The 20,279-nt window shown below is 64.6% G+C and carries 16 protein-coding genes and 1 pseudogene; 12 read left to right on the plus strand and 5 right to left on the minus strand.

What is annotated here, in order from left to right:
• Positions 1–46: 46 nt before the first annotated feature.
• Positions 47–223 (minus strand): hypothetical protein, encoded by a 177-nt coding sequence (locus BM282_RS18695; protein ID WP_175501600.1) that lies wholly within the window; start codon positions 221–223, stop codon positions 47–49.
• 206 nt (positions 224–429) lie between these two features.
• Between BM282_RS18695 and BM282_RS16290 the strand changes: the two genes are divergently transcribed.
• The 4 genes from BM282_RS16290 to BM282_RS16305 all read left to right on the plus strand — a co-directional run bounded on the left by BM282_RS16290 (position 430) and on the right by BM282_RS16305 (position 4,846).
• The gene (locus tag BM282_RS16290) at positions 430–1,227 is read left to right on the plus strand and encodes an SDR family oxidoreductase (protein WP_089883001.1); all 798 of its coding nucleotides are present in this window, start codon (positions 430–432) and stop codon (positions 1,225–1,227) included.
• 133 nt (positions 1,228–1,360) lie between these two features.
• Positions 1,361–2,482, plus strand: coding sequence for an MFS transporter (locus tag BM282_RS16295; RefSeq protein ID WP_089883181.1), 1,122 nt, complete (start codon positions 1,361–1,363; stop codon positions 2,480–2,482).
• 423 nt (positions 2,483–2,905) lie between these two features.
• Positions 2,906–3,190, plus strand: coding sequence for a transcriptional regulator (locus tag BM282_RS16300; RefSeq protein ID WP_089883003.1), 285 nt, complete (start codon positions 2,906–2,908; stop codon positions 3,188–3,190).
• Positions 3,191–3,640: 450 nt separating this feature from the next.
• Positions 3,641–4,846: an FG-GAP repeat domain-containing protein gene (locus BM282_RS16305; RefSeq protein WP_089883005.1), complete on the plus strand. Its 1,206-nt coding sequence runs from the start codon at positions 3,641–3,643 to the stop codon at positions 4,844–4,846.
• Between the two features lie 207 nt (positions 4,847–5,053).
• Here BM282_RS16305 and BM282_RS18280 read toward each other — a convergent pair whose 3' ends face one another.
• Positions 5,054–5,269, minus strand: a complete 216-nt coding sequence (locus BM282_RS18280) for a hypothetical protein (RefSeq protein WP_139229751.1) — start codon at positions 5,267–5,269, stop codon at positions 5,054–5,056.
• A gap of 271 nt (positions 5,270–5,540) precedes the next feature.
• Positions 5,541–7,061, minus strand: a complete 1,521-nt coding sequence (locus tag BM282_RS16315) for a lipopolysaccharide biosynthesis protein (RefSeq protein WP_089883009.1) — start codon at positions 7,059–7,061, stop codon at positions 5,541–5,543.
• Between the two features lie 507 nt (positions 7,062–7,568).
• Between BM282_RS16315 and BM282_RS16320 the strand changes: the two genes are divergently transcribed.
• The 7 genes and pseudogenes from BM282_RS16320 (at position 7,569) to BM282_RS16355 (ending at position 15,949) form a co-directional block, all read left to right on the plus strand.
• Positions 7,569–8,888: a glycosyltransferase family 4 protein gene (locus tag BM282_RS16320; RefSeq protein WP_089883011.1), complete on the plus strand. Its 1,320-nt coding sequence runs from the start codon at positions 7,569–7,571 to the stop codon at positions 8,886–8,888.
• On the plus strand, positions 8,881–10,797 hold the full coding sequence (locus BM282_RS16325) for an alginate lyase family protein (RefSeq protein WP_245758403.1): 1,917 nt from the start codon (positions 8,881–8,883) through the stop codon (positions 10,795–10,797). The genes BM282_RS16320 and BM282_RS16325 overlap by 8 nt, the downstream gene beginning before the upstream one ends.
• 220 nt (positions 10,798–11,017) lie before the next feature.
• Positions 11,018–11,791 (plus strand): glycosyltransferase family 2 protein, encoded by a 774-nt coding sequence (locus BM282_RS16335; RefSeq protein WP_089883015.1) that lies wholly within the window; start codon positions 11,018–11,020, stop codon positions 11,789–11,791.
• Between the two features lie 138 nt (positions 11,792–11,929).
• Positions 11,930–12,946: a DUF1616 domain-containing protein gene (locus BM282_RS16340; RefSeq protein ID WP_089883017.1), complete on the plus strand. Its 1,017-nt coding sequence runs from the start codon at positions 11,930–11,932 to the stop codon at positions 12,944–12,946.
• A 102-nt stretch (positions 12,947–13,048) separates the two neighbouring features.
• Positions 13,049–14,869, plus strand: a complete 1,821-nt coding sequence (locus BM282_RS16345) for a hypothetical protein (RefSeq protein WP_089883019.1) — start codon at positions 13,049–13,051, stop codon at positions 14,867–14,869.
• 199 nt (positions 14,870–15,068) lie between these two features.
• Positions 15,069–15,340 (plus strand): annotated as a pseudogene (locus tag BM282_RS18990) (AbrB/MazE/SpoVT family DNA-binding domain-containing protein).
• Positions 15,341–15,586: 246 nt separating this feature from the next.
• Positions 15,587–15,949 (plus strand): hypothetical protein, encoded by a 363-nt coding sequence (locus BM282_RS16355; protein WP_089883021.1) that lies wholly within the window; start codon positions 15,587–15,589, stop codon positions 15,947–15,949.
• Positions 15,950–16,098: 149 nt separating this feature from the next.
• Here BM282_RS16355 and BM282_RS16360 read toward each other — a convergent pair whose 3' ends face one another.
• On the minus strand, positions 16,099–17,202 hold the full coding sequence (locus BM282_RS16360) for a glycosyltransferase family 4 protein (RefSeq protein WP_175501601.1): 1,104 nt from the start codon (positions 17,200–17,202) through the stop codon (positions 16,099–16,101).
• The gene (locus BM282_RS16365) at positions 17,199–18,386 is read right to left on the minus strand and encodes a glycosyltransferase family 4 protein (protein ID WP_089883025.1); all 1,188 of its coding nucleotides are present in this window, start codon (positions 18,384–18,386) and stop codon (positions 17,199–17,201) included. Before BM282_RS16365 ends, BM282_RS16360 begins: the two co-directional genes overlap by 4 nt.
• A 319-nt stretch (positions 18,387–18,705) precedes the next feature.
• Here BM282_RS16365 and BM282_RS16370 point away from each other — a divergent pair, with 319 nt between their 5' ends.
• A complete protein-coding gene (locus BM282_RS16370; protein ID WP_089883027.1) occupies positions 18,706–20,133 on the plus strand; it encodes a sulfatase in 1,428 nt (475 codons plus the stop codon).
• The last annotated feature ends 146 nt before the right edge of the window (positions 20,134–20,279 follow it).

Genomic DNA, 20,279 nt, shown 5'->3' on the forward strand with positions numbered 1-20,279 from the left:
TAGCACTGCGATGAGAGAGACCCGGAAGCGACCGAAGACGGCGCGGTCAGGCGAAGAACTGGTTCGCGTCGCCGAAGAACAGTCCCAGCGCCGGACGTCGCTTCTCTGCGAACGCCTCGAACGAGTCGCCCAGGAGGTCGCGCGCGACTTCTTCGGAGATGACGCCCGACTCGAAGAGGTCCCACACGTCCACCTTCTGTGACTCGGTCAGTTCGTCTGCCATCGTCACTGCTTCGCACTCGGGGGATATTGGTGTGCTCCCTGTTACACACGTTAACATCCGCATAAGCCGCTGGAACGGTTCACAGAGGCCGGCGCGCGGAGAACGGTACCGAGACGCGAGTGAACTCCGCGGCCGGACCGACGCCGGCGAACCGAGAGTGACCGCAGGGCGTAGCGTTTTGAGGGCCACCGACGAACCGTGTTCGCATGGACCTCGAAATCGACGGCGACGCGGCACTCGTCACGGCATCGAGTAGCGGTCTGGGGAAGGCGTCCGCGCGGGCACTCGCCCGCGAGGGTTCGAACGTCGTGATGAACGGACGGGACGAAGACCGACTCGAAGATGCGGTCGCGGAGGTACGGGCCGACGCCGCCGACGGCGCGACGGTGGTCGGTCAGCCGGGAGATTTGACCGACCCCGACGACATCGAAGACCTGGTCGCGCGGACCGTCGACGAGTTCGGCGGCCTCGACCACCTCGTCACGTCGGCGGGCGGCCCGCCGTCGAAACCGTTCATGGAGACGACCGAACGGGAGTGGTACGAGGCGTTCGACCTCCTCGTGATGAGCGTCGTTCGGACCGTCTGGGAGGCCGAAGAACACCTCCGCGCGGGCGACGGCGGCACCATCGTCAACGTCACCTCGCGAAGCGTGAAGGAGGCCATCGACGGCCTCGTCCTCTCGAACTCCGTTCGGATGAGCGTCATCGGGTTAGAGAAGACGCTCTCGAAGGAACTCGCTCCCGACGTGCGGGCGAACGCCGTTCTCCCCGGGTCGCACGAGACGCCGCGCATCGAGGAACTCATCGAACAGGGCGTCGAGCGAGGTGAGTACGGGTCGTATCAGGACGGTCTGAACGACTGGGGGCAGGGAATCCCCGTCGGTCACATCGGCGACCCGATGGACCTCGGACGGACTGTCGCGTTCCTCTCGTCGCCGCAGTCGCAGTACCTGAACGGAATCGCCGTCCCCATCGACGGCGGGGCGGGCGCGTCGAACCTCTGAGGCGACGACGTCCGAATGTCGGGCGCGACGCCCGCGGCAGACTGCCGGAATCCGAAGCCACGTCCCCCTCCGCGTCCGAGAGAGACGCGTGACCGAGACACCGACCGACGACGCCGACCGCTACGCGACGCGGATGCTCCTCGCGGTGTCTCTCGGGTGGGCCGTCCTCCAGGCGGGACGCTTTCTCCTCTCGCCGCTGTTACCCGCGATCATCACCGACCTCGGAATCACGGAGGCGACGGCCGGCCTCGCACTCGCCGCGTTTCAGGGCGTCTACGCCGTCACGCAGTACCCCGGCGGCGAGTACTCGGACAACTGGAACCGGACGACGCTCATCGTCCCCGGACTCGTCATCCTCGTCGTCGGCTTCCTCCTCTTCGGCGTCGTGAGCAGTCTCGCCACGTTCGTCGTCGCCGCCGTCGTCGTCGGACTCGGAAAAGGGCTGTTCGCCATTCCCTCTCGAGCGCTTCTCTCGGACCTTTTCACCGCCAGACGCGGCCGGGCGCTCGGTATCTACGCCGCCGGAACCGACCTCGGGGGACTTCTCGCCTCAGGCGTCGCCGTCCTCGCGCTCACCTACGCGACGTGGCGCGCTCCCTTCGTCCCCGTCGCCGCCGTGCTCGCGGCGGTGACGCTCCTGTTCGTCGTCTGGACCAGAGAGGAGTTTCACGTCGGGTCGGCGTCGCTGGACCTCTTCGGAACCATTCGCCGACTCGTAGCCAGTTCCGAGCAACGCGGGACGCTCGTGGCGTTCGCGCTCTTCTACTTCATGGTCGGCGGCTTCATCAACTTCTTCCCGACCTACCTCGCGCAGGCCCGCGGGTTCTCGGACGGCCTCGCGAGTGCGACGTTCGCCATCGTGTTCGCCGTCGGTCTCGGAATCAAACCGGTGGCCGGCGGACTCGGTGACCGGTACTCTCGACGGAGTATCGCCGTCGTCGGACTCCTCCTCGCGGCCGTCGCACTCGCCGCACTCGTCCTCGCGGAGTCGCGACTCGTCCTCTGGGCGGCCGTCGTCGTCACGGCGGCGGGCTACAAAACGGGGTTTCCGCTCGCCGATGCCATCATAATGGACGACGCTCCCGCCGACGGGATGGGTGCCGACCTCGGTGCCGCGCGTGCGCTCTTTCTCGGCGCGAACGCGCTCGGACCCGCCTACGTCGGCGTCGTCGCCACCTACGCCGGATACGCACCCGCGTTCGGCGGACTGGTGGTCTGTCTGCTGGTCGCCGCTGTGTTGCTACTTCGAGGCTGAATTTCGATAGAACTGATTGGACAGCAGTACGCGTACCGGCCGTCGGTTCCGGGACGTAACCGGTTCTGTTCTCCGAGAGAAAACGTCCGGTGCATCCCAGAAGAGCCGAGAGTTTTACGCGGTGGTGCGCGGCGAAACGCGAACGGGACAGATTTGTTTTCGGGAGATTCATTCACGCTTCACAGAATGTTTATTCAGGAATTCCTGATATTCTCTTAAAGAAGTAAGCGTATCCGAAAATCTTATTTAACGAAGCCCTAAACAGGATGTGATGGCAGATATCACAGAGAAACAACCGAGTGGGGAGGACGAGACCGAAGGAGTAGAACGGTCTCGCATCGGTGCACAACTTCGAGATTCCGTCGCCGAATCCGACAACTTTCGTGAAGATTATTCGAGCGAGCGCCGTAGAGGGGTCCGGCCATGAGCGTCGGAACGAGTCGCTGGGACGAGGTGGGGTACATCATCAGCTCTCGGTACCGCGTTCTCGTCCTCGAACGTCTCATCGAGAGTCCGGCGACGCCGTCCCGCATCGCGGCGGATTCGAGTAGTTCTATCACGCACGTCTCGCGTGCGCTCCAACAACTCCGCGAACGCTCGCACGTCGAACTGCTGGTGTCGGAAGACCGAAAGAAGGGTCGCGTCTACGGCATCACCGACGAGGGTCGGTCGGTGTGGGAGACGGTCGACACCGAGGACCTCGTCTGAGAGACGACCGCGAGTCGTCGCCGTAGACCCTCCCTCTCTTCTCGATATCTTCTCGGTCGCCGCCGGCCGACGCCCCAGTCGACGGCAACGCGAACGGTCAGTGAGGCCGTCTCGGGGCGTTAATAGGTCGTTAACAGCGAGAGGACGCTCAGAATCGGGGTCGTCACGGGAAGACGGGCGACCACGGTGGACGTTTGGCCGGCAGCGTGAGAGATGCGACTCCGGTCCCGGCCGTCGCACTCGCGGCGGCGCGAACGCTCGGAGTAGTATCATCTTCTGCATAACAAAGGGTAGCTTCGACAACTATTCACCAATGAGACGAGACTGTGCTGCCGTATCGAACCGACCGCGGAACGCCGACGCGAGTCGTCCGGACCGGAGACGCGACGGCGAGGAACGGACCGCGCGAACCGGATGGACGAACCAGTCGGCGGGACAGGAGACGACGCGATGAGCGACGACGTCTCGCAGGTGGCCCCCAACACGTCCACTGTGGACGACGACGGCGGGACCGGCACGGCGTTCCGGTTCCGACACGAGACCATCGACGCGAACCCACCGAGCGGTCGGTTGTTCATCTGCCACCCGACCGACCTGACGGGAGACGGTCTTCCGGACCTCGTGGTCGGCGGCATGGGCTCGACGAAGGTGTCGACGCCGATACCCGGTCTGACCGTCGAACGCTCGTCGCTGCCGGGTAACCTGTTCAAGCGCTTCGAGACGGACCTGTTCTGGTACGAGAACGGCGGGTGGGAGCGTCACGAGATGAGCGACGGGACCGAACTCCGACTGCTCGGGAGCACGCTCGTCGACTTCGACGGAGACGGGTCACAGGACGTCGTCGTCGGTCAGGGACTGGGATTCCGCGGAATCTACTGGTTCGAACGACCGGACGACCCGCGCGAGACGTGGACCGAACACCTCCTTCGGAGCGACTTCGAGAAGTACCACGACCTGGCGTTCGGCGACGTCGACAACGACGGCGAACCCGAACTCGTCGGCGTCTCTCAGGAGAGCGAAGTCGTGTTCTACTACGACGTGCCCGACGACCCCCGACAGACGCCGTGGCCCGACGAGACCAAGCACGTCATCGAGGAGGACGTCAACCTCGAAGGCCTGTGTATCGTCGACATCGACGGCGACGGGAAGAACGAACTCATCGCGGGCACCTACATCTACCGTCAGACCGACGACGGGTGGGAGCGCGAAACCATCGTCGACGGCTGGGACTGGACGCGCGTCGCCGTTGCCGACCTCGACGACGACGGCGAACTCGAAGTCATCTTCGCGGAGGGCGATTCGCCCCTCCTCGGAGACCACCCGGGGCGAGTCGCCTGGTTCGACCCGCCAAACTGGGAGCAGCACACCCTCAGAGACGACCTGTACTGTCCGCACTCGCTTCAGGTGGCCGACTTCACCGGGAACGGCCTCCCCGACCTGTACGTCTCCGAGATGGGTCTCGGCGTGAACGACGACCCCCAGCACCTCATCTTCGAGAACAAGGGCGACGGGACGTTCGAGGAACACGTCATCGCGACGGGCGTGGAGACGCACGAGGCGAAAGTCGTCGACATGACCGGCGACGGGCGTCTCGACATCGTCGGGAAGTCGTACGAACCCGACGCTCACGTCGACATCTGGTACAACGAATCCTGAACGCCGGCTTTTTTCGTCGACTGCGCCCCCGCGTTTTCCGTTCGGTCACACGTAGAGAGCGACGCGTCTGACCCGGGTCGGCACCGGTTTGCGCCGGGTCGGTACCGGTTCGCGCTGGGTACGTCGCGGTCGAAGCGACCGCTGAGAGAGTCAGAGAGCGTCGAGCGTCGAAAAGCGGGTGCGCCGCCACCGAACGTCGCCGGCCGGTTACGGGAGCAGTTCGGGGAGTTGTTGGAGCACGAGGTAGCCGAAGACGACGAACCCGCCTCTGACGACCCAGTTGAGCCGCGACCACCACGTCGGAACCCGGTCCGTCGGTGCCAGCACGATTCGCAGCGTCAGGAGTCCGAGAAAGGAGACGACGAAGTAGAACTCCGGAGACCACATCTCGAGGGTGAACAGGACGGCGGCGACGAGTAACATCACCCCGGCCTGTGCGGCCGCGAAGGTTCCGAGGCTGGCGTCCCCGTCTTCACCTCCCGTGCTACCCGTGCGGTTCCACGGGCGGCGTGCCGTCGTGGAGTATTCACCGGAGCCGTCGGTCGCGGTCCTCTCTGTTTCGTCGGCGGAGTCAGTCGTTGTTTTCGAGCGCATTTGATGTCTGTGAAGCACTCACTCGGTCTGTCCGTGAGCGTTCGTTTCTGGGGCTTTGAATATTCCGGTCATCTGGAAAGATAGCGGTGCGGACGCGTGCTCAGAGCATGTCGCGGATGTTCTTGATCTCGCGGAGGATGTTCCAGTTGATGCGCGAGTCGAGTGCGACGACGGCGGCCGCGTACGTCGCCATGCCGACGACGACGAGAACGACCAGTTCGGCGAGTGGGGGAAGCGACTGGACCACGTTCCGAGTCCAGAAGACGGCCGCACCCATCAGTATCGCCGCCGGAAGCGGGTAGGCGAACTCGAGCACCAGGCGCTTGAAGTCCGCTTCCGCGGCGCTCGCGGCCAGATACGTGTCGATCGGGAACATGATGAACGCGTACACGCACGTGATGACGAGCGCGGTTCCGGTGAGACCGTACGCGACGGTCGCCGGGTAGAGCGGAATCGCCATGAGCACGATGCTGAGGAGTTGGAGTTTGACGAGGTAGTCCGGGTGGCCGGTCGCGCGCCAGACGGAACCGTACGAGGAGACGAAGCCTCGAATCATCCCGTACGCCGCGAGGACCTGCATCGGAACGACCATCGGAAGCCACTGCTCTCCCAGCACGGCTTCGACGAACGTCGGTGCGACCATCGCGATACCGACCGCCATGGGCGCTGCGAGGAACGCGGAGATACGAACCGTCTTGTAGAACGCCGTTCTGAGCTTCTCGACGTCGTCTTGGACCTCCGAGTAGGCCGGGAACGAGACGGACGCGATGACGTGCGTCACCTCCGTCGCCGGGGCGTTCGACAGCCGGTAGGCCATCTGGTAGAACCCGAGCGAACTCGCGGAGAGCAGCCACCCGACGAAGTGGTCGTCGCCTTCGTTTCGGATGTAGTTCATGATGCTGCCGCCGGTAATCCACTTGCCGTAGTCGAACATCTCGCGGGCCAGTTCGACGTCGAACCGGGGCCACGGACGGTAGCCGTGGAGCACGTAGGACAGGATGGTTCGAATCGTGTTCCGGGAGAGATATCCGACGACGAGCGCCCACGGAGACGGGTTCCAGAGCGCGTACGCGAGCGCAGCGAAGAAGTATGCCGCCTCGCCGCTCACGTCGTACACGAACTCCTTGTGGAACACGAGGTCCTTTCGGAAGTAGAGGATGGCGGGGTTTCGAAGCCCGAGGATGAGCGGGCCAATCGCCATCACCGGGAGAATCTCGACGACGAGCGCCTCGTCGTAGAACGAACCGACGTACGGCGCGCTGAAGAACAGAATCGCCGCGAGGGTGATACCACGGCCGGCGTTCATCACCCACGCGGTGTCGAGATATCTGTCGACGTTCGAGTCGCGGTTGTAGATGAGGGCGTCGTCGAGTCCGAGCTTCGAGAAGCGCTCGAGACCGATGATGACCAACATCCCGATGGCAACGATACCGAACGCGCGCGGCGAGAGCAGTCTGGCGAGGAGAATCGCCGTCAGTAGCTGGAACACGCGTCCCGAGACGTTGAGCGCAGTCGCCCAGATACCGCCCGTGATGGCTCGTTCCATGAGCGTTCCCTCGGGCGTCAGAATCTGTTTCAGCCGCGCGAACGCCTTCCGGATGCGGTCGGCAGGTCCCGCCATCTACGCCGTCTCCCCGCACGGTACGGCGTACTCGGAGCGGCCGTCGTTCCGGCGTGGCCGGTCGAGGGGTCGCGATTCACACCGGTCTCGGTCGGTCGATTCGGAGTGACCCGAACCGCCAGCGTCTGCGAATATCCCGAGCGGTTCACCCGACTGGACTGTCACGGTCATGTTTTCGGTCTCTTGTAAGTTTAGGCAGTTAGTTAATTACTGTAAACCAGAATTCAACGAGTCCCAAAACGGACGCTCGAAGCCTCGAAGTGGCCGTATTATCGGTTTCTGAACGATGTGCGGAAGATTCCGATCGAAAGCACGAACGGGACGATAACCATCGGCTGGGAAACTAGAATTCACGGTAGGTACGAATTAACAAACTGGAATCATATACGATACATCTGAAGATGAGTCAACATTGTGCCAAGCAAACGGGGATGCCACCTTGGCTCTACTCACGCGGCGGGACCAACCACGACCACGGCACGGTCGGCGATTCAGGGAGTGCCGTCGATGGGTGAGTCGGAGAAGCGGATTCTCGTCGTCTCACAGCAGTTCCCTCCGGACACGAGCGGACACGCCTCGCGGATGATGGACATGACGTCGAATCTCGACGCAGTCGGGTGGAACGTCGACGTCCTCGCGCCGCCGCCGAGTTTCCCGCACGGCGAGTTCGACCAGCAGTGGTACCGGACCCAGAGAGACACCATAGACGGCGTGAACGTCCGCCGAATCTGGAGTTGGCAACCGACCGAGTCGGACCCGGGAGTCCTCTCGCGGTTGGCCTACTACATCACGTTCGCCCTACACGCGACGATGTGGCTGTTGTTCAACTCCCGTCGATACGACGTGGTGCTGACGACGACGCCGCCCATCTTCACCGGACTGGCGGGGTTCGTCCCCTCTCTCACCGGCACGCGGTGGGTCGTCGACGTGCGCGACCTCTGGATAAACGCCTCCGTCTCGCTGGGATTCATCGGTGAGGGCGGGATACTGGAGCGCTCGAGCAGAGGGTTCCAACGACAGGTGCTCCGCAGAGGCGACACCATCGCGGTGACGACCGAGATGCTCGGCGAAGCGCTCTGTGAGCAGTACGGAGCGGAGTTGGCCGAGAAGATAATCGTCGTCCCCAACGGCGTCGACATGTCTCGCTTCGGCCCCGGAGTCGAGTCGATTCCGGAGGCGAGTCGCCTGTCGGTCACGGCGGGCGAGACGGGCGAGACGACGACCGAATCGGTCACCGAGTCGGCGATGACGTCGGCCGACGCGTCGTCCGGAGACCGACCGGTCATCGTCTACGTCGGGAACATCGGCCACGCGCAGGACTTGGAGTCGTGTATCCGAGCGATGAGTTCGGTCTCGCACGACGCCGTGCTTCGACTCGTCGGCGGGGGCGACATCGTTCCCTACCTGCGGACGGTCGTCGAAGAGGAGGGAGTCGAAGACCGCGTCGAGTTCGTCGACCCGGTCCCGCGCGAGGAGATTCCGCGGGTGCTCGCGGAGGCGGACATCGGCATCGCACCCCTCGTGAAGAACGAGGAACTCGCGTACGCCATGCCGACGAAGGTGTACGAGTACCTCGGCAGCGGACTGCCGATAGTCGTCACCGGCTGTGGCGAACTCGAACGGTTCGTCGACGAGTCCGGCGGCGGCGTCCACGTCGACAACGACCCCGAGGAGATAGCCGCGACGTTCGAGAAACTGCTCGCGGACGACGCGATGAGAGCCAGTATGGGGACGAACGGACACGAGTACGTCCGCAACCGGTACGACCGGCGACGCATCGCAGAGCGACTGGACGACCACGTGACGAACCTCGTGAACAGTGACTGACGCAGACTCTCGACTAGCGGGCTTTTTGGACCCGGAGACCGCGCCGTTGCTGTTCCACACGGCGACGAACATGCGGCTCAGACAACTCGCCGGCGTCGCGGACCGAAAGGTTCGCCACGCCGTCGTGCCGCGGTTGCCCGTCGACTTCGACGCCCGCTACGAGCGACGGATGCCGGAGTCGGTGTCCTGTACGCCGGGACCGCTCCGCGCCAACACGGCGGTACTTCGCCGGAGCCTCTCCGCGTCGGACCGCTCCGAGATGCGCGCGTTCGCGGACGCGGCGGCGAGCGGTGACGTGACGTTTCTGGACCGGACGGTTCGCGTCGAAGGCGACGACGGCGTCGACTGGCACAGCGAGGCCGTGTACGAACCGCCGGCGCTGTGGGCGCTGAAGTTCCACGGCTTCGAGTTTCTCCGACCCGCCTACCTCGGCTACGACGACGCGGCGGACTGCCCGGCGACGACCGAGACGTTTCCGCGATGGCTCGGCGACTGGCTCTCAGACGAGGAGACGAACATCGGGACCCACGCCTACTTGCGACGCGCGTGGACGCCGCACTCGGTGTCGTTCCGGTTGCTGAACCTCGCGCGGTACTACGCGTGGGTCAGAGCGGACGAACGGCATCCCGAACTCGCGGACACCCTCCACCGACTGCTCTACCGGAACGCGAGTTTCCTCGCGAACCACGTCGAACACGACATCGGCGGGAACCACCTCATCGAGAACGCCATCGCGCTCCTCGTCGCGGGACTGCTGGTGGACGACGTCGGCGACGCGTGGGTCGAGGAGGGCGTGAGCGTGTTGACCGACGCGGCGTCCCAGTTCACCTCCGACGGCGGCCACTTCGAGTTGAGTCCGATGTACCACGTCCTCACGCTGACGCGGTATCTGACCGCGCTCGACTTGCTCCGGCGGTACGGACGCTCGCCCCCCGAAGCCATCGAGCGCGTGGCCGCGGAGGGAACGAAGTTCCTGCGAGCGATGGAACCGCCGGACGACCAACTCCCCCTCCTCAACGACTCCGTCCACGGCGAGTCGCTCTCGCTTCGGGCCTGCCTGCGGTACGCGAGTGCCGTCGGCGTCGACCCCGGACCGTCCGAGACGACGGCGTTGCCGGCGTCTGGCTACTACTGGCTCGGACGCGGCGAGGACGCCCTCCTCGTCGACGCGGGCGGAATCGGACCGCCGCACCTCCCCGCGCACTCGCACAACGACCAGTTCTCGGTGCTGGCGTGGGTCGACGGCCAACGACTCTTCACCGACACCGGAACGTACGAGTACGCGCCGACGTCGAACCGACAGTACGCGCGGAGCGTCGCCGCGCACAACACGGTGCAGTACGGCGACGTCGAACCCGTCGCCATCGGCGGAAGCTACCTGATGGGACGGCGGTTCGAGCCGACAGTCCGCTACGACGCGCGAGGCGGAACGAGCGTGTTCGACGGCGCATACGAGCGAGTCGGTCGGAGTCACGAAGCGTACGGTCACAGGCGGCGAATCTACGCGGACGACGACGACGGCTGGTGGTTCGTCTGGGACGACGTGAACGCGAACGGCTCGCGGCCGGTCCGAAGCCGACTCCACGTCGACCCCGCCGTCACCGTCGAGAAGTCGGAGACGAGCGAGCGATTCGAACTCGGAACCGGCGACGGTACGGGACCGCTCGCGTACCTATACCCGCTCGAAGCGGAGACGGCGACAGTCGAAACCAGTCCGTACTTCCCCGAGTTCTTGACCGAAGTCACCCGGCAGAAACTCACCCTCCAGTCGTCGGGACCGAACGCTTCGTTCGGGTTCGTGCTCTCGAAACGGCCGTACGACGCCGTCTCGGTCGACAGAGACGGAACGGAACTCCGCGGGCTCAGACTCGACGATGCCGAGCGCTCGCTGCCGGGTGAACGCCCGTGACGGCCGCGGGCGAACCGGAGGCGGAGGACGACGTGGAGGCGAAGGCGGAGGCAGAGGCCGACGCGGAGACGGAGGCGAAGAAGCCGACGAACCGCGTCGAGACGGCGTATGCCGTCCATAACAATGCCTCGGCTCACCCTCCGTTCGACGCAACGACGGCCACGACTCGTCCTCGTGGCACTCGGGCCGAGAGCCCACCAAACGGACGCAGAGACGAGACATGGTAGACATCTCCATCATCATCCCCACGCTCGAACCGAACCCGACGTTCAGTTGGGAAGAGCAACTCGAAGCATCGGCCGTCGACGGAGAGGTCGTCCTCCGGGACGACCCGACGGCGTCGGAGGCCAGAAACGCCGGCATACGGGAGGCCAGCGCCGACAAACTCGTGTTCCTCGACGACGACTCGGACCCGCAGCCCGGGTACTTCGAGCGCGTCTCGGCGCTGTTGGACGACCATCCGGCGGTGACCGGACGAATCATCGACACCGGCGCACAGATAACCCGCGGACTCTCCGGGCAGTACGACCAGGGCGACGAATCCCACGTCACGGAGACGGTCGTCGGCTGTAACATGGCGGTCCGACGGTCGGTGCTCGACGACGTCGGCGGGTTCGACCCCCGACTCCCGTACGGCCACGAAGAGGCCGAACTGGCCGACCGTATCTCGGACGCCTACTACGTCTGGTACGACCCGGAACTGGTCGTCGCGCACCCGTTCGCCGACTCGCTCTTCGACTACTTCGGGAAGGCCTACCGCCACGGGCGAGAGGCGATTCCGTACTACCTGATTCGCGGCGAGAACGTCCACCGACGGATGCTGCTGCACGTCCTCGTCCCGAGTCACTACATCGGAGACTCCCCGCGGGCGACCCTGTTCGAGGCGACGAGCCAACTGGCCAGCACAGCGGGACTCGTTCGAGGCTATCTGAAGTACGCGCGGGGAGACAGAGCGGCGACGTACACGCGCGGTCGGGAGGCAGTAGAGTCGTGACCGAGTCGACGTCGCCGGGACGGACCGTCTGCTCGCTCCCGAACGGACGCGGTACGAACCCCCTGAACCGGACGCGGTGTCGTTTAAACGGCCCCTTCCGGGCGATGCTTTTTGACGATAGCGAGAGATTCACCAGATATGAAACGTCGTCCTGACAGCGACCGGTCGGCGGGGGCGGTAGCCGCGTTTGCGGACCTCGTGGTCGCCGCCGCGCTCTCCGCCGTCGTCGTCGGTCTCACGATGGTGACCGACCCGTCCGGTCTCCTCGAACCGGTGCGCATCGCACTCGGCGCGCTGTTCGTGTTCGTGCTTCCGGGATACGCGCTCACCGCGGCGCTGTTTCCGGAGACGCACGAACCGTCGTCGCAGGCACACACGTTCGGGCAACCCGACCGGTCCACCGTCTCGCTGACGGAGCGAGCGGTGCTATCGGTCGGATTGAGTCTCGTCGTCACGCCGCTTATCGTCCTCGCCCTGAACTTCACCGAGTTCGGAATCAGCCAGGTAGCCGTACTGAACGGCGTCTTCGGCGTCGTCCTCGTCGCACTCGCGGTGGCGGGCGTTCGACGCGCGACGTGCCCTCCCGAACGACGGTTCCGTCTGCCTCTCTCGAACTCGGCCACGGGGTCGAACGGCGGGACGGGGGCGAGTCAGTCGTTCCCGAAGACGCACGCGCTCATCGCGGTGTTCCTCGTCGCGTCCGCCGGACTCGCGGGCGCGGCACTCGCGGACTCGCAGAACGGCGAGCGCTACACCGAACTCTACCTGTTGACCGGCAACGGGGAGAACGGGACGCTGGTCGCCGACGAGTACCCGCAGACGCTCGAACAGACCCAGCCACGGTCGCTCTACGTCGGCGTCGCCAACCACGAGGGACGGACCGTGGAGTACACCGTCGTCACCGAACTACAGCGAATCGACCGGGTCGACGGGGAACGGCGAGTCGTCGCGGAGACCGAACTCGACCGCTTCTCCACGACGCTCGAACCGGGCGACGTCTACCGACAGCAGCGCTCGCTCACGGCCGACTCGTCCGTGACCGGCGAGGACCTTCGGCTCATCTTCCTCCTGTACGCCGGCGAACCGCCGGAAGAGCCCAGCGAGGCGAACGCGTACCGCGAAGCGCACATCTGGGTGAACGCGACCGCCTCGTGAGGACCAGCACATGATACGCACACACGTTACCGACGGACCGCACCGACTCCGAACGAACGCCCCGTTCGTCCCGACGGAGCCAGCACTCCGAGAGGCCGTGAGATGACCGGACTACCGACCCGAAACGTCGACACGCGGTGGGTCGTGACCGCCGGGTTCGGACTGGTCGTCGCCCTGACCTACGTCCTGTTCTCGACGCCGCCGGCCCCCGCCTACGAGATGTCCATCTACGAGGCGTACCCGTGGTACTTCTGGGGGATGGCGATGGTCGCCCTCCTCATCGGCCACTACGCCGTCGTCGAACACGTCCTGCAAGACCGGTCCGGCGACTCGACGTGGCGACTCGGTCTGCTCTTGATACTGGTCGTCGAGGCGCTGTTGCTGTTGCTTCCGTACTTCCGAGGCTACCCGGTGTACGGACGCGGCGACGTCCTCACGCACGTCGGACAGGTGATATCGATTCAGGCGACTGGGATGGCCGGGCAAGAGAACATCTACCCGAGCGTGCACTTTCTCGTCCTGAGCTTCTCGTACGCGACGGGCGTGGAGCCGTTGCACCTCATCAACGCCATCGGCGTCGTCGTCTCGCTGTTCTCGATGGTGGCGTCGTTCGCGCTCGTCGCGTCGGTGTACGACCGCACGCGGGCGCTCCTGTCGCTTCCGTTCGTCACCCTCTTGGTGGGCGGAACCGCGCACGTGAACCCGTCGCCGTACCCGCAGAGCGTCCTCTTGATACCGTTCGTCCTGTTCTTGTTTTTCAAAGAACAGCAGACGCGGTCGACCGCAGTCAGAGTCGCACTCGTCCTCACCGTCACGGCGTTGGTCGTCTATCACCCGCTGACCACGCTGTTCTTCCTGTTCGTCCTCGGCGTCTACGTCGTCGCGAGGTACGTCCACGACAGGGGGATACTGGTGGAGCGAGACGCCGGGTGGCGGAGCGCCGTCGGCGCGACGCCCGTCGCGCACCTCGCCGTGGGCGCGTTCGCCGCGTGGTATCTGGGCTTCTCGCAGGTGACGAAGAAGATACAGACGGTCGTACAGACGCTCGTCGCCTCCGAGAGCGGCACTTCGACGCTCGACTCGTACAGTTCGACCGTCACCGAGACGAGTCCGGAACTGATAGACGTCCTCCGCATCGCACTCGTCAACTACGGGACGTCCGCCATCCTGCTGACCCTCGCCGGTCTCTACACGCTGTGGGCCGTCGTCACGATACTACGGAACCGTTCGGATTTGAGCGCCTACCGTACGACGTTCATCGGCGGATTCGCCCTGTTCACCGGGTTGACGATTCCGTTCTTGGTCGCGGACCTCGTGGTCGGGTTCGGCAGACCGCTCATGTTCGGGCGACTGTTCGCCGCACTCCTCGCGGGGTCGCTGTTCTACGCGCTCTACCGGGCGACGGAGTCGAAGCGCACCGTTCGAGTCGGCATCTACGTCGTCTTGGCCGGTCTCGTCGTCATCAGCACGTTCGGGCTCTACTACTCGCCGTACGCCATCCAGAACAACCACCAGGTGACCGAGTCGGAACTCGACGGGGCCGAGTGGACGCTGGCCTTCCGCGACTCGGGCAATCCGACGACCCAGTACGGAATCAACCTCCGCCGGTTCCGCGACGCGCTGTACGGAACCACCGGATACACGAAAGACGAGGTCATCCCGGCGAGCACCACCAGGGGCCCGCCCGCACACTTCAACTACACCGAACACGACACGCTCGGCGACAGTTACGACACCGACCGCTACATGGTGCTCACCAGAAACGGGCGCATCTTCTACGAGGAGATGTACCCGAACTACCGGGAGTTCTGGCGGTTCGAAGACGAGGACTTCCAGCGACTAGAGCGAGACCGCACGGTGTCGCACGTCTACACCAACGGCGGCTACGACACCTACCTCGTCCGGACCACGGACGACGAGTAGCGACGACGGCGAGCGGACGAACCCTCGGGGCTGTTTCTGCCGGCGGCGACGCTTCGTCTGACTCGACTCGCCGCAGTGCGCCCACGAGGTCCGAAGAACGGCTCTGTCGAAGTCCGCAGAGTTCGATAGAGATGGCGTGCTGAATAGAGAGGGTGCAGTCGGCAAACGAGACGGGCCAACAGAGTGGATAGATGACAAAATGTGGGAAATACTCTTTTATCTGCCCACAGGAGGTGAGTGTACGTCCGAGGCAACGCTGGACAGTCGTGGTCGGCTCACCCTCCCTAAAGAGATCAGAGAACGATATGGTGAACGCTACCACATCGTCCAACTTCAGACGGAGTCAAGCTAGTTCCAACCGAGGACGATGCGCTCGATGCCCTCCGCTCCGAGTTCGCGGACGTCGAGAAGACGGCCGAAGAACTCCGCCAGCAAGCACGTGACGCAGCGCTGGACGAGGCCGGGCGCTGAATGTACGCAGAAACGGACTTCCTTCTGGCACTCATCAAGGACGAGGACTGACTCGGTGACCCCGCAGAGGCAGTCTACCGAGACCATCGGGACGAACTGTGGACGTCCCAGTTCACACTCATCGAACTTCTCGTGGTTGCGTACCGTGAAGACCGAGATACCGAACGAGTAGCGTAGGTGGCGAATCGCTCACAGAGGGATGTAATCACCGTGAGTAATTTTGTCTTGGTCACTCCACGAAGAGGCATGTACCGTCGCCGGTATCTCGCTACCCTCACGTGGACGGTTCCGCTCGCGGGCTGTACTGGAGAGCCTGGAGACCCTATTACGATGCTGGCCGTCAACGAAGACGACTCGACCCATTCGGTGACGGTGTGGGCGAATCAGGGAAGGCGGCTTCGAGTGGCGAATACGGTCGACGTGGCCAGCAAGGAACTCGAGCAACTCGGCGAGATGCCCTGGAAGACGGGCGTTTACCGAGTGACTGTCCGCGTGGATGACGAACTCGTCCTCGCAGAGGAATTCCACTCCGAGGAGTGGTTCAACCAACTCGACGTTTTCATCGCTAACGATGGCACCGTCGAATTACACCGGGGGAAGGCCGCCTGAGCGTCACGGTGATGTCTGCGAGTTCTATATCGAACGGTTCGTTCGACTCGAAAGCGACCGCCCTCACCTACTGAGGGTCTCTGCGACGAACGGCGACGAACCGAGACGACACCGCGCCCGCGCGGCGTGAACGGGAGTCGCCCGGGCGGCTATCGCTCGGACAGAATCGTCGACAGGGCGGCGAACAGTTGTTGCCCGATGACTTCGGGGTCGTTCTCCGCGCGGACGCGAGTCCGCGCGTTCTCGCCCAACCGGACACCGTCGCCCTCTTCGAGCAGTCGAGTCACGTTGCTCGTGACCTGTTCGGGCGTCGCCGCGTCCAGGATGAAGCCCGTCTCCCCGTGGTCGACCTGTTCGACCATCCCGTGCGCGGCGTTGACGACGGCGGGGAGCGCGGACTGCTGCGCTTCGAGGACCGCACGCGGGTAGCCGTCGATGTGGGAGACGTAGACGAACCCGTCCGCGAGGGCGTAGAGGTCGGCAATCTCGTCGACGAACCCGACGACGTGGATTCGGTCGCGGACGGACGGGTCGTCGACGTCGGCGACCGCGTCCCGCACGTCTTCGAGATACGAGCCACCGCCGGCGACGACGTACGCGACGTCCTCGTGCGCTTTCAGCACCGGGACGAGGCCGCGGACGATGGTCTCGACGCCCTCGTACTTGCCGCGGTACTTCAGGTTCGTGACGGTCAGGAGTACCGTCTCCGCGTCGATGCCGAACCGTTCTCTGGCCGCGTCGGCCGAACCGTCTTCGCGGTCGGGAACGAGTGGGACGTGGACGACGTGGACCTGTTCGGGCCGACAGCCGGTTCGTTCGACGACGATATCTCGAAGCTCCGCGGAGACGACGACGTAGCCGCACGCCGCCGCGTAGATGGCTTCGTCCAGCGCGTAGGTGAGGACGTATCGCAGTCCCGTCACGACGCCGTCGCCCCTGTCCGGTTGGTACATGTTCGCGAGTCCGCGCCAGTGGTTGCCCTTGAAGCGGAAGACGAACGGGACGCCCCGGAGCACGCAGATAGCCGCGACGAGGAAACCGAGGAAGCCGCGGCAGTCCGAGAGCACCACGTCCGGTGCCGGGTCGGCGGTCACGCGAAGCGTCTGCCGGACGGTGTTCAGGTTTCGCTCGACGAACCCGTCCGAGGGGTCGATGTCGACGACGTCGACGGACCCCTCGGCCAGTTCCAGCGGTTCGACGACTTCGTGCGGCCGGTGCGCCGTCACCGCGGCGACGCGCGGAGCGGCGGTCATCGGTCCAACGCCTCGGTGTGCAGTCGGCGAACGCGTTCGGCGTGGTCGTCCCACGTCCATCCCTGTTCGAGGAGGCGTTCACGGCCCTTCTTCCCCATCTCCAGCAGTCGGTCCCGGTCGGCGCTCGCCGCCACCAGTTCCTCGCGGAGTCGCTCCACGTCGCCCGGCGGAATCAGCACGCCCGTCTCGCCGTCGACGACCTGCTCTGGAATCCCGCCGACTGTCGTCGACAGGACGGCCGTCTCCGCCGCCATCGCCTCGTAGATGACCGTCGGGCGGCCCTCCGCGTGACTCGGGAGGACCAACACGTCGGCCACCGCGAGCCACCGCCGGAGCGCCATCGACGTGATTCCCGTGTAGAGGTGTCGCGCGGAGAACTGGCTCGACGCGAGGGCGCGTCGGAGGTTCCACTCCTCGTCGCCGCCGTGGCCAACGAAGACGAACTCCGTGTTCGGGAGGTCCAACTCGGGCAGAATCTCGACGAGTTCGGGGATGCCCTTTCGCTCGCAGAACTCGCCGACGAAGAGCGCGACGGTCGCCTCCGGGTCGATGCCGAGTTCCTCGCGGAGTTCCGCCTTCCGTTCGACGGGGTACCGAGACGGCGTCGCACCGATGGGGACGACTTCGACTTTGTCGGGCGAGACCCGTTCGGACGCTTTCTCGGCCAAGGCGTCGCTGACGCAGAGCACCTTCGTCGCGGCGGCGAGCGTCTCGTCGACCTTCGTTCGGACGTCGTCGGCCAACTCGTCGTAGTTGTTCATGAAGTGTCCGTGCGAGACGACGAACAGGGGGACGTCGTGTCGCTCGCAGTAGTCGACCATTCCGTAGCCGTCCAGGTAGATGTGGCAGGCGTGGACCACGTCTGGCACGTCGAACGTCTTCTCGACGTATCGGGGGACGCGCTTCGCGAACGACTCCCCGGCGCGGCCGTAGAAGAACCGCTTCGGCAGGAGGTAGAAGAAGCGCGGGTGGTGGACGTCGTAGCCGTTCCACCCCTCGACGGTCGGCAGCATGGAGAACTCCGAGTGTGGACCGACGGGCGGCGCGTACGGTCGCGGCGAGACGACGTCGACGTCCATCCCGCGCCGCATGAGCGACTGCACGATTCGCTGGTTGAACAGCCCGATGTACGGATTGATCGCGTCTGGATGGTTGACTGCACTGGCCAGAACGCTGTAAGTCATTGTGTTACTGTCGGTGGAAATCGCCCTAAGTTATGTCATTCCTACTGAATGCTTTTCGGACGGGTGGAGCGGTCTGTCGGTCGTCGCGACCCGCGGAGAGTCAGCCAGTCGGGCGTCGGGGTGTACCGAATCGGCACCCATCGAATCGCCCGAGCGCTTCGGAAGACGGACGCTCGACGGGTCGGCGGACCGAAGCGGCGGGTCGAGTACCCCGCCGAACGGCCCGCAGGAGTCGTCGGTTTATGGGGTCGCTTACGTTCGAGAACAGGTTTATGAGCTGTAAAATTAAACTCGTCGGGTTCGTCCACGGAGTAGAGCAATGACTACGGACAGACGGCCCAACATCGTCTGGTTGACCCTCGACAGCGTTCGGGCGGACCGGACGTCGATGGCGGGGTACCGACGGAACACGACGCCGGAGATGCAGCGTATCGCGGACGAATCTGACGGACAGGCGTTCACCAACTGCGTGTCGCACGCGATGTGGTCGCTGCCGTCGGACTCGTCGATACTGACGGGTACCTACCCGTCGCACCACGGGACCGGACTCTGGAACGACGTCCTCCCCGAGGACATCACGACGATTCCAGAGCGGTTCTCCGAGTTGGGGTACCGGACGGCCGCCCTCTCGCAGAACGCCTACTGCAGCGACTCGACGGGACTGTCTCGCGGGTTCGACGAGTTCACGTGGATGGACAAGTCGAACCTCCTCCAGACCGCCGGACCCAAGATACTCGCGAAGTACCTCCTGGGCCTGCGAAAGCACTCCGCGGGATACACCACGACGCCCTCCCGTCACCGCCCCGAGTTCATCGCGACGGAGTTGGCGAAACGCCGGATCAGTTCGTACAGCGAGTCCGACGACCCCTTCTTCATGTTCGTCCACACGCAGGGCGCACACCTGCCGTACATCCCGCCGCTTCCGTACCGCGACGCCTTCACCGACGACATCGAACTGTCGACCGAAGAGGCAGTGGAAGTCGCGTTCGAGAAGAGCACAAACTACTACCGCGAGATAGCGAACGGCTGTGAGTTCGCGCCCGAGGAGAAAGAGGCGATAGACGCGATGTACGACGGCGTCCTCGCGTACGCCGACCAGCAGGTCGGCGACCTGTACGACCACATCCAGTCGCTGGACGCCGGGCCGACCATCTTCGTCGTCACCGGCGACCACGGCGACCTGTTGGGCGAACACGGCGTCCTCGGCCACCAGTTCTCGCTGCACGACGGACTCGTCAACGTCCCCACCGTCGTCCACGGACTCCCGTCGGCCACCGACGTCGCGGACGACGCACTCGTCCAACACACCGACGTGATGGAGATGCTCCTCGCTGAGGCGGGCGCGCCCGACTCGATGCTGAGCGAACTGCAGGGCATCGACCCGCGAACAGAGGAACGGACGTACGCGCTCAGCCAACGCGGCAACGAGACGTACGAGACGGCGGTACAACAGATAACGAAGCACAACCCGAACGCGGACGTAAGCCGGTTCCAGTCGGGACTCCTGCACGCCGTCCGCAGTGACGACTACAAGTGGCTTCGCGGAGACCGGGGCGACGAACTGTACCGACTCTCCGACGAGGACACCGACGTGTCCGCGGAGTACCCCGCCGTCGCGGACGACCATCGCGAGTTCTTCGAGACGTTCTCCGAGCGTCTCGGGACGGGACGGCGCAACAGCCAGAAACGGGAGATGTCGAGCGCGATGAAGAAACAGCTCTCGGACCTCGGATACGTCATGGACTGACCGGTCATAGACTGACCGGTCTCGGACTCGTTCGGTTTCTCGTAGAAAATCTCGGCCGCGTCGTCTCCGTCGTCCGCGTTACCTCCGTTCTCTTCTCGTCGTCTCGGGTCTTGCCCGTCGTCTTCCGTTCTCTTCTCTTCGTGTCG

Origin of the sequence: Halogeometricum limi, from assembly GCF_900115785.1 — an archaeon.
GTDB lineage: Archaea > Halobacteriota > Halobacteria > Halobacteriales > Haloferacaceae > Halogeometricum > Halogeometricum limi.

What these genes read in the sequence shown, in the direction of transcription:
- BM282_RS16365 (WP_089883025.1), bottom strand. Translation starts at nt 18,386, where the DNA reads ATGACTTACAGCGTTCTGGCCAGTGCAGTCAACCATCCAGACGCGATC.
- BM282_RS16290 (WP_089883001.1), top strand. Translation starts at nt 430, where the DNA reads ATGGACCTCGAAATCGACGGCGACGCGGCACTCGTCACGGCATCGAGT.
- BM282_RS16305 (WP_089883005.1), top strand. Translation starts at nt 3,641, where the DNA reads ATGAGCGACGACGTCTCGCAGGTGGCCCCCAACACGTCCACTGTGGAC.
- BM282_RS16360 (WP_175501601.1), bottom strand. Translation starts at nt 17,202, where the DNA reads ATGACCGCCGCTCCGCGCGTCGCCGCGGTGACGGCGCACCGGCCGCAC.
- BM282_RS16340 (WP_089883017.1), top strand. Translation starts at nt 11,930, where the DNA reads ATGAAACGTCGTCCTGACAGCGACCGGTCGGCGGGGGCGGTAGCCGCG.
- BM282_RS16295 (WP_089883181.1), top strand. Translation starts at nt 1,361, where the DNA reads ATGCTCCTCGCGGTGTCTCTCGGGTGGGCCGTCCTCCAGGCGGGACGC.
- BM282_RS16370 (WP_089883027.1), top strand. Translation starts at nt 18,706, where the DNA reads ATGACTACGGACAGACGGCCCAACATCGTCTGGTTGACCCTCGACAGC.
- BM282_RS16300 (WP_089883003.1), top strand. Translation starts at nt 2,906, where the DNA reads ATGAGCGTCGGAACGAGTCGCTGGGACGAGGTGGGGTACATCATCAGC.
- BM282_RS18695 (WP_175501600.1), bottom strand. Translation starts at nt 223, where the DNA reads ATGGCAGACGAACTGACCGAGTCACAGAAGGTGGACGTGTGGGACCTC.
- BM282_RS18280 (WP_139229751.1), bottom strand. Translation starts at nt 5,269, where the DNA reads ATGTTACTCGTCGCCGCCGTCCTGTTCACCCTCGAGATGTGGTCTCCG.
- BM282_RS16315 (WP_089883009.1), bottom strand. Translation starts at nt 7,061, where the DNA reads ATGGCGGGACCTGCCGACCGCATCCGGAAGGCGTTCGCGCGGCTGAAA.
- BM282_RS16320 (WP_089883011.1), top strand. Translation starts at nt 7,569, where the DNA reads ATGGGTGAGTCGGAGAAGCGGATTCTCGTCGTCTCACAGCAGTTCCCT.
- BM282_RS16345 (WP_089883019.1), top strand. Translation starts at nt 13,049, where the DNA reads ATGACCGGACTACCGACCCGAAACGTCGACACGCGGTGGGTCGTGACC.
- BM282_RS16335 (WP_089883015.1), top strand. Translation starts at nt 11,018, where the DNA reads ATGGTAGACATCTCCATCATCATCCCCACGCTCGAACCGAACCCGACG.
- BM282_RS16355 (WP_089883021.1), top strand. Translation starts at nt 15,587, where the DNA reads ATGTACCGTCGCCGGTATCTCGCTACCCTCACGTGGACGGTTCCGCTC.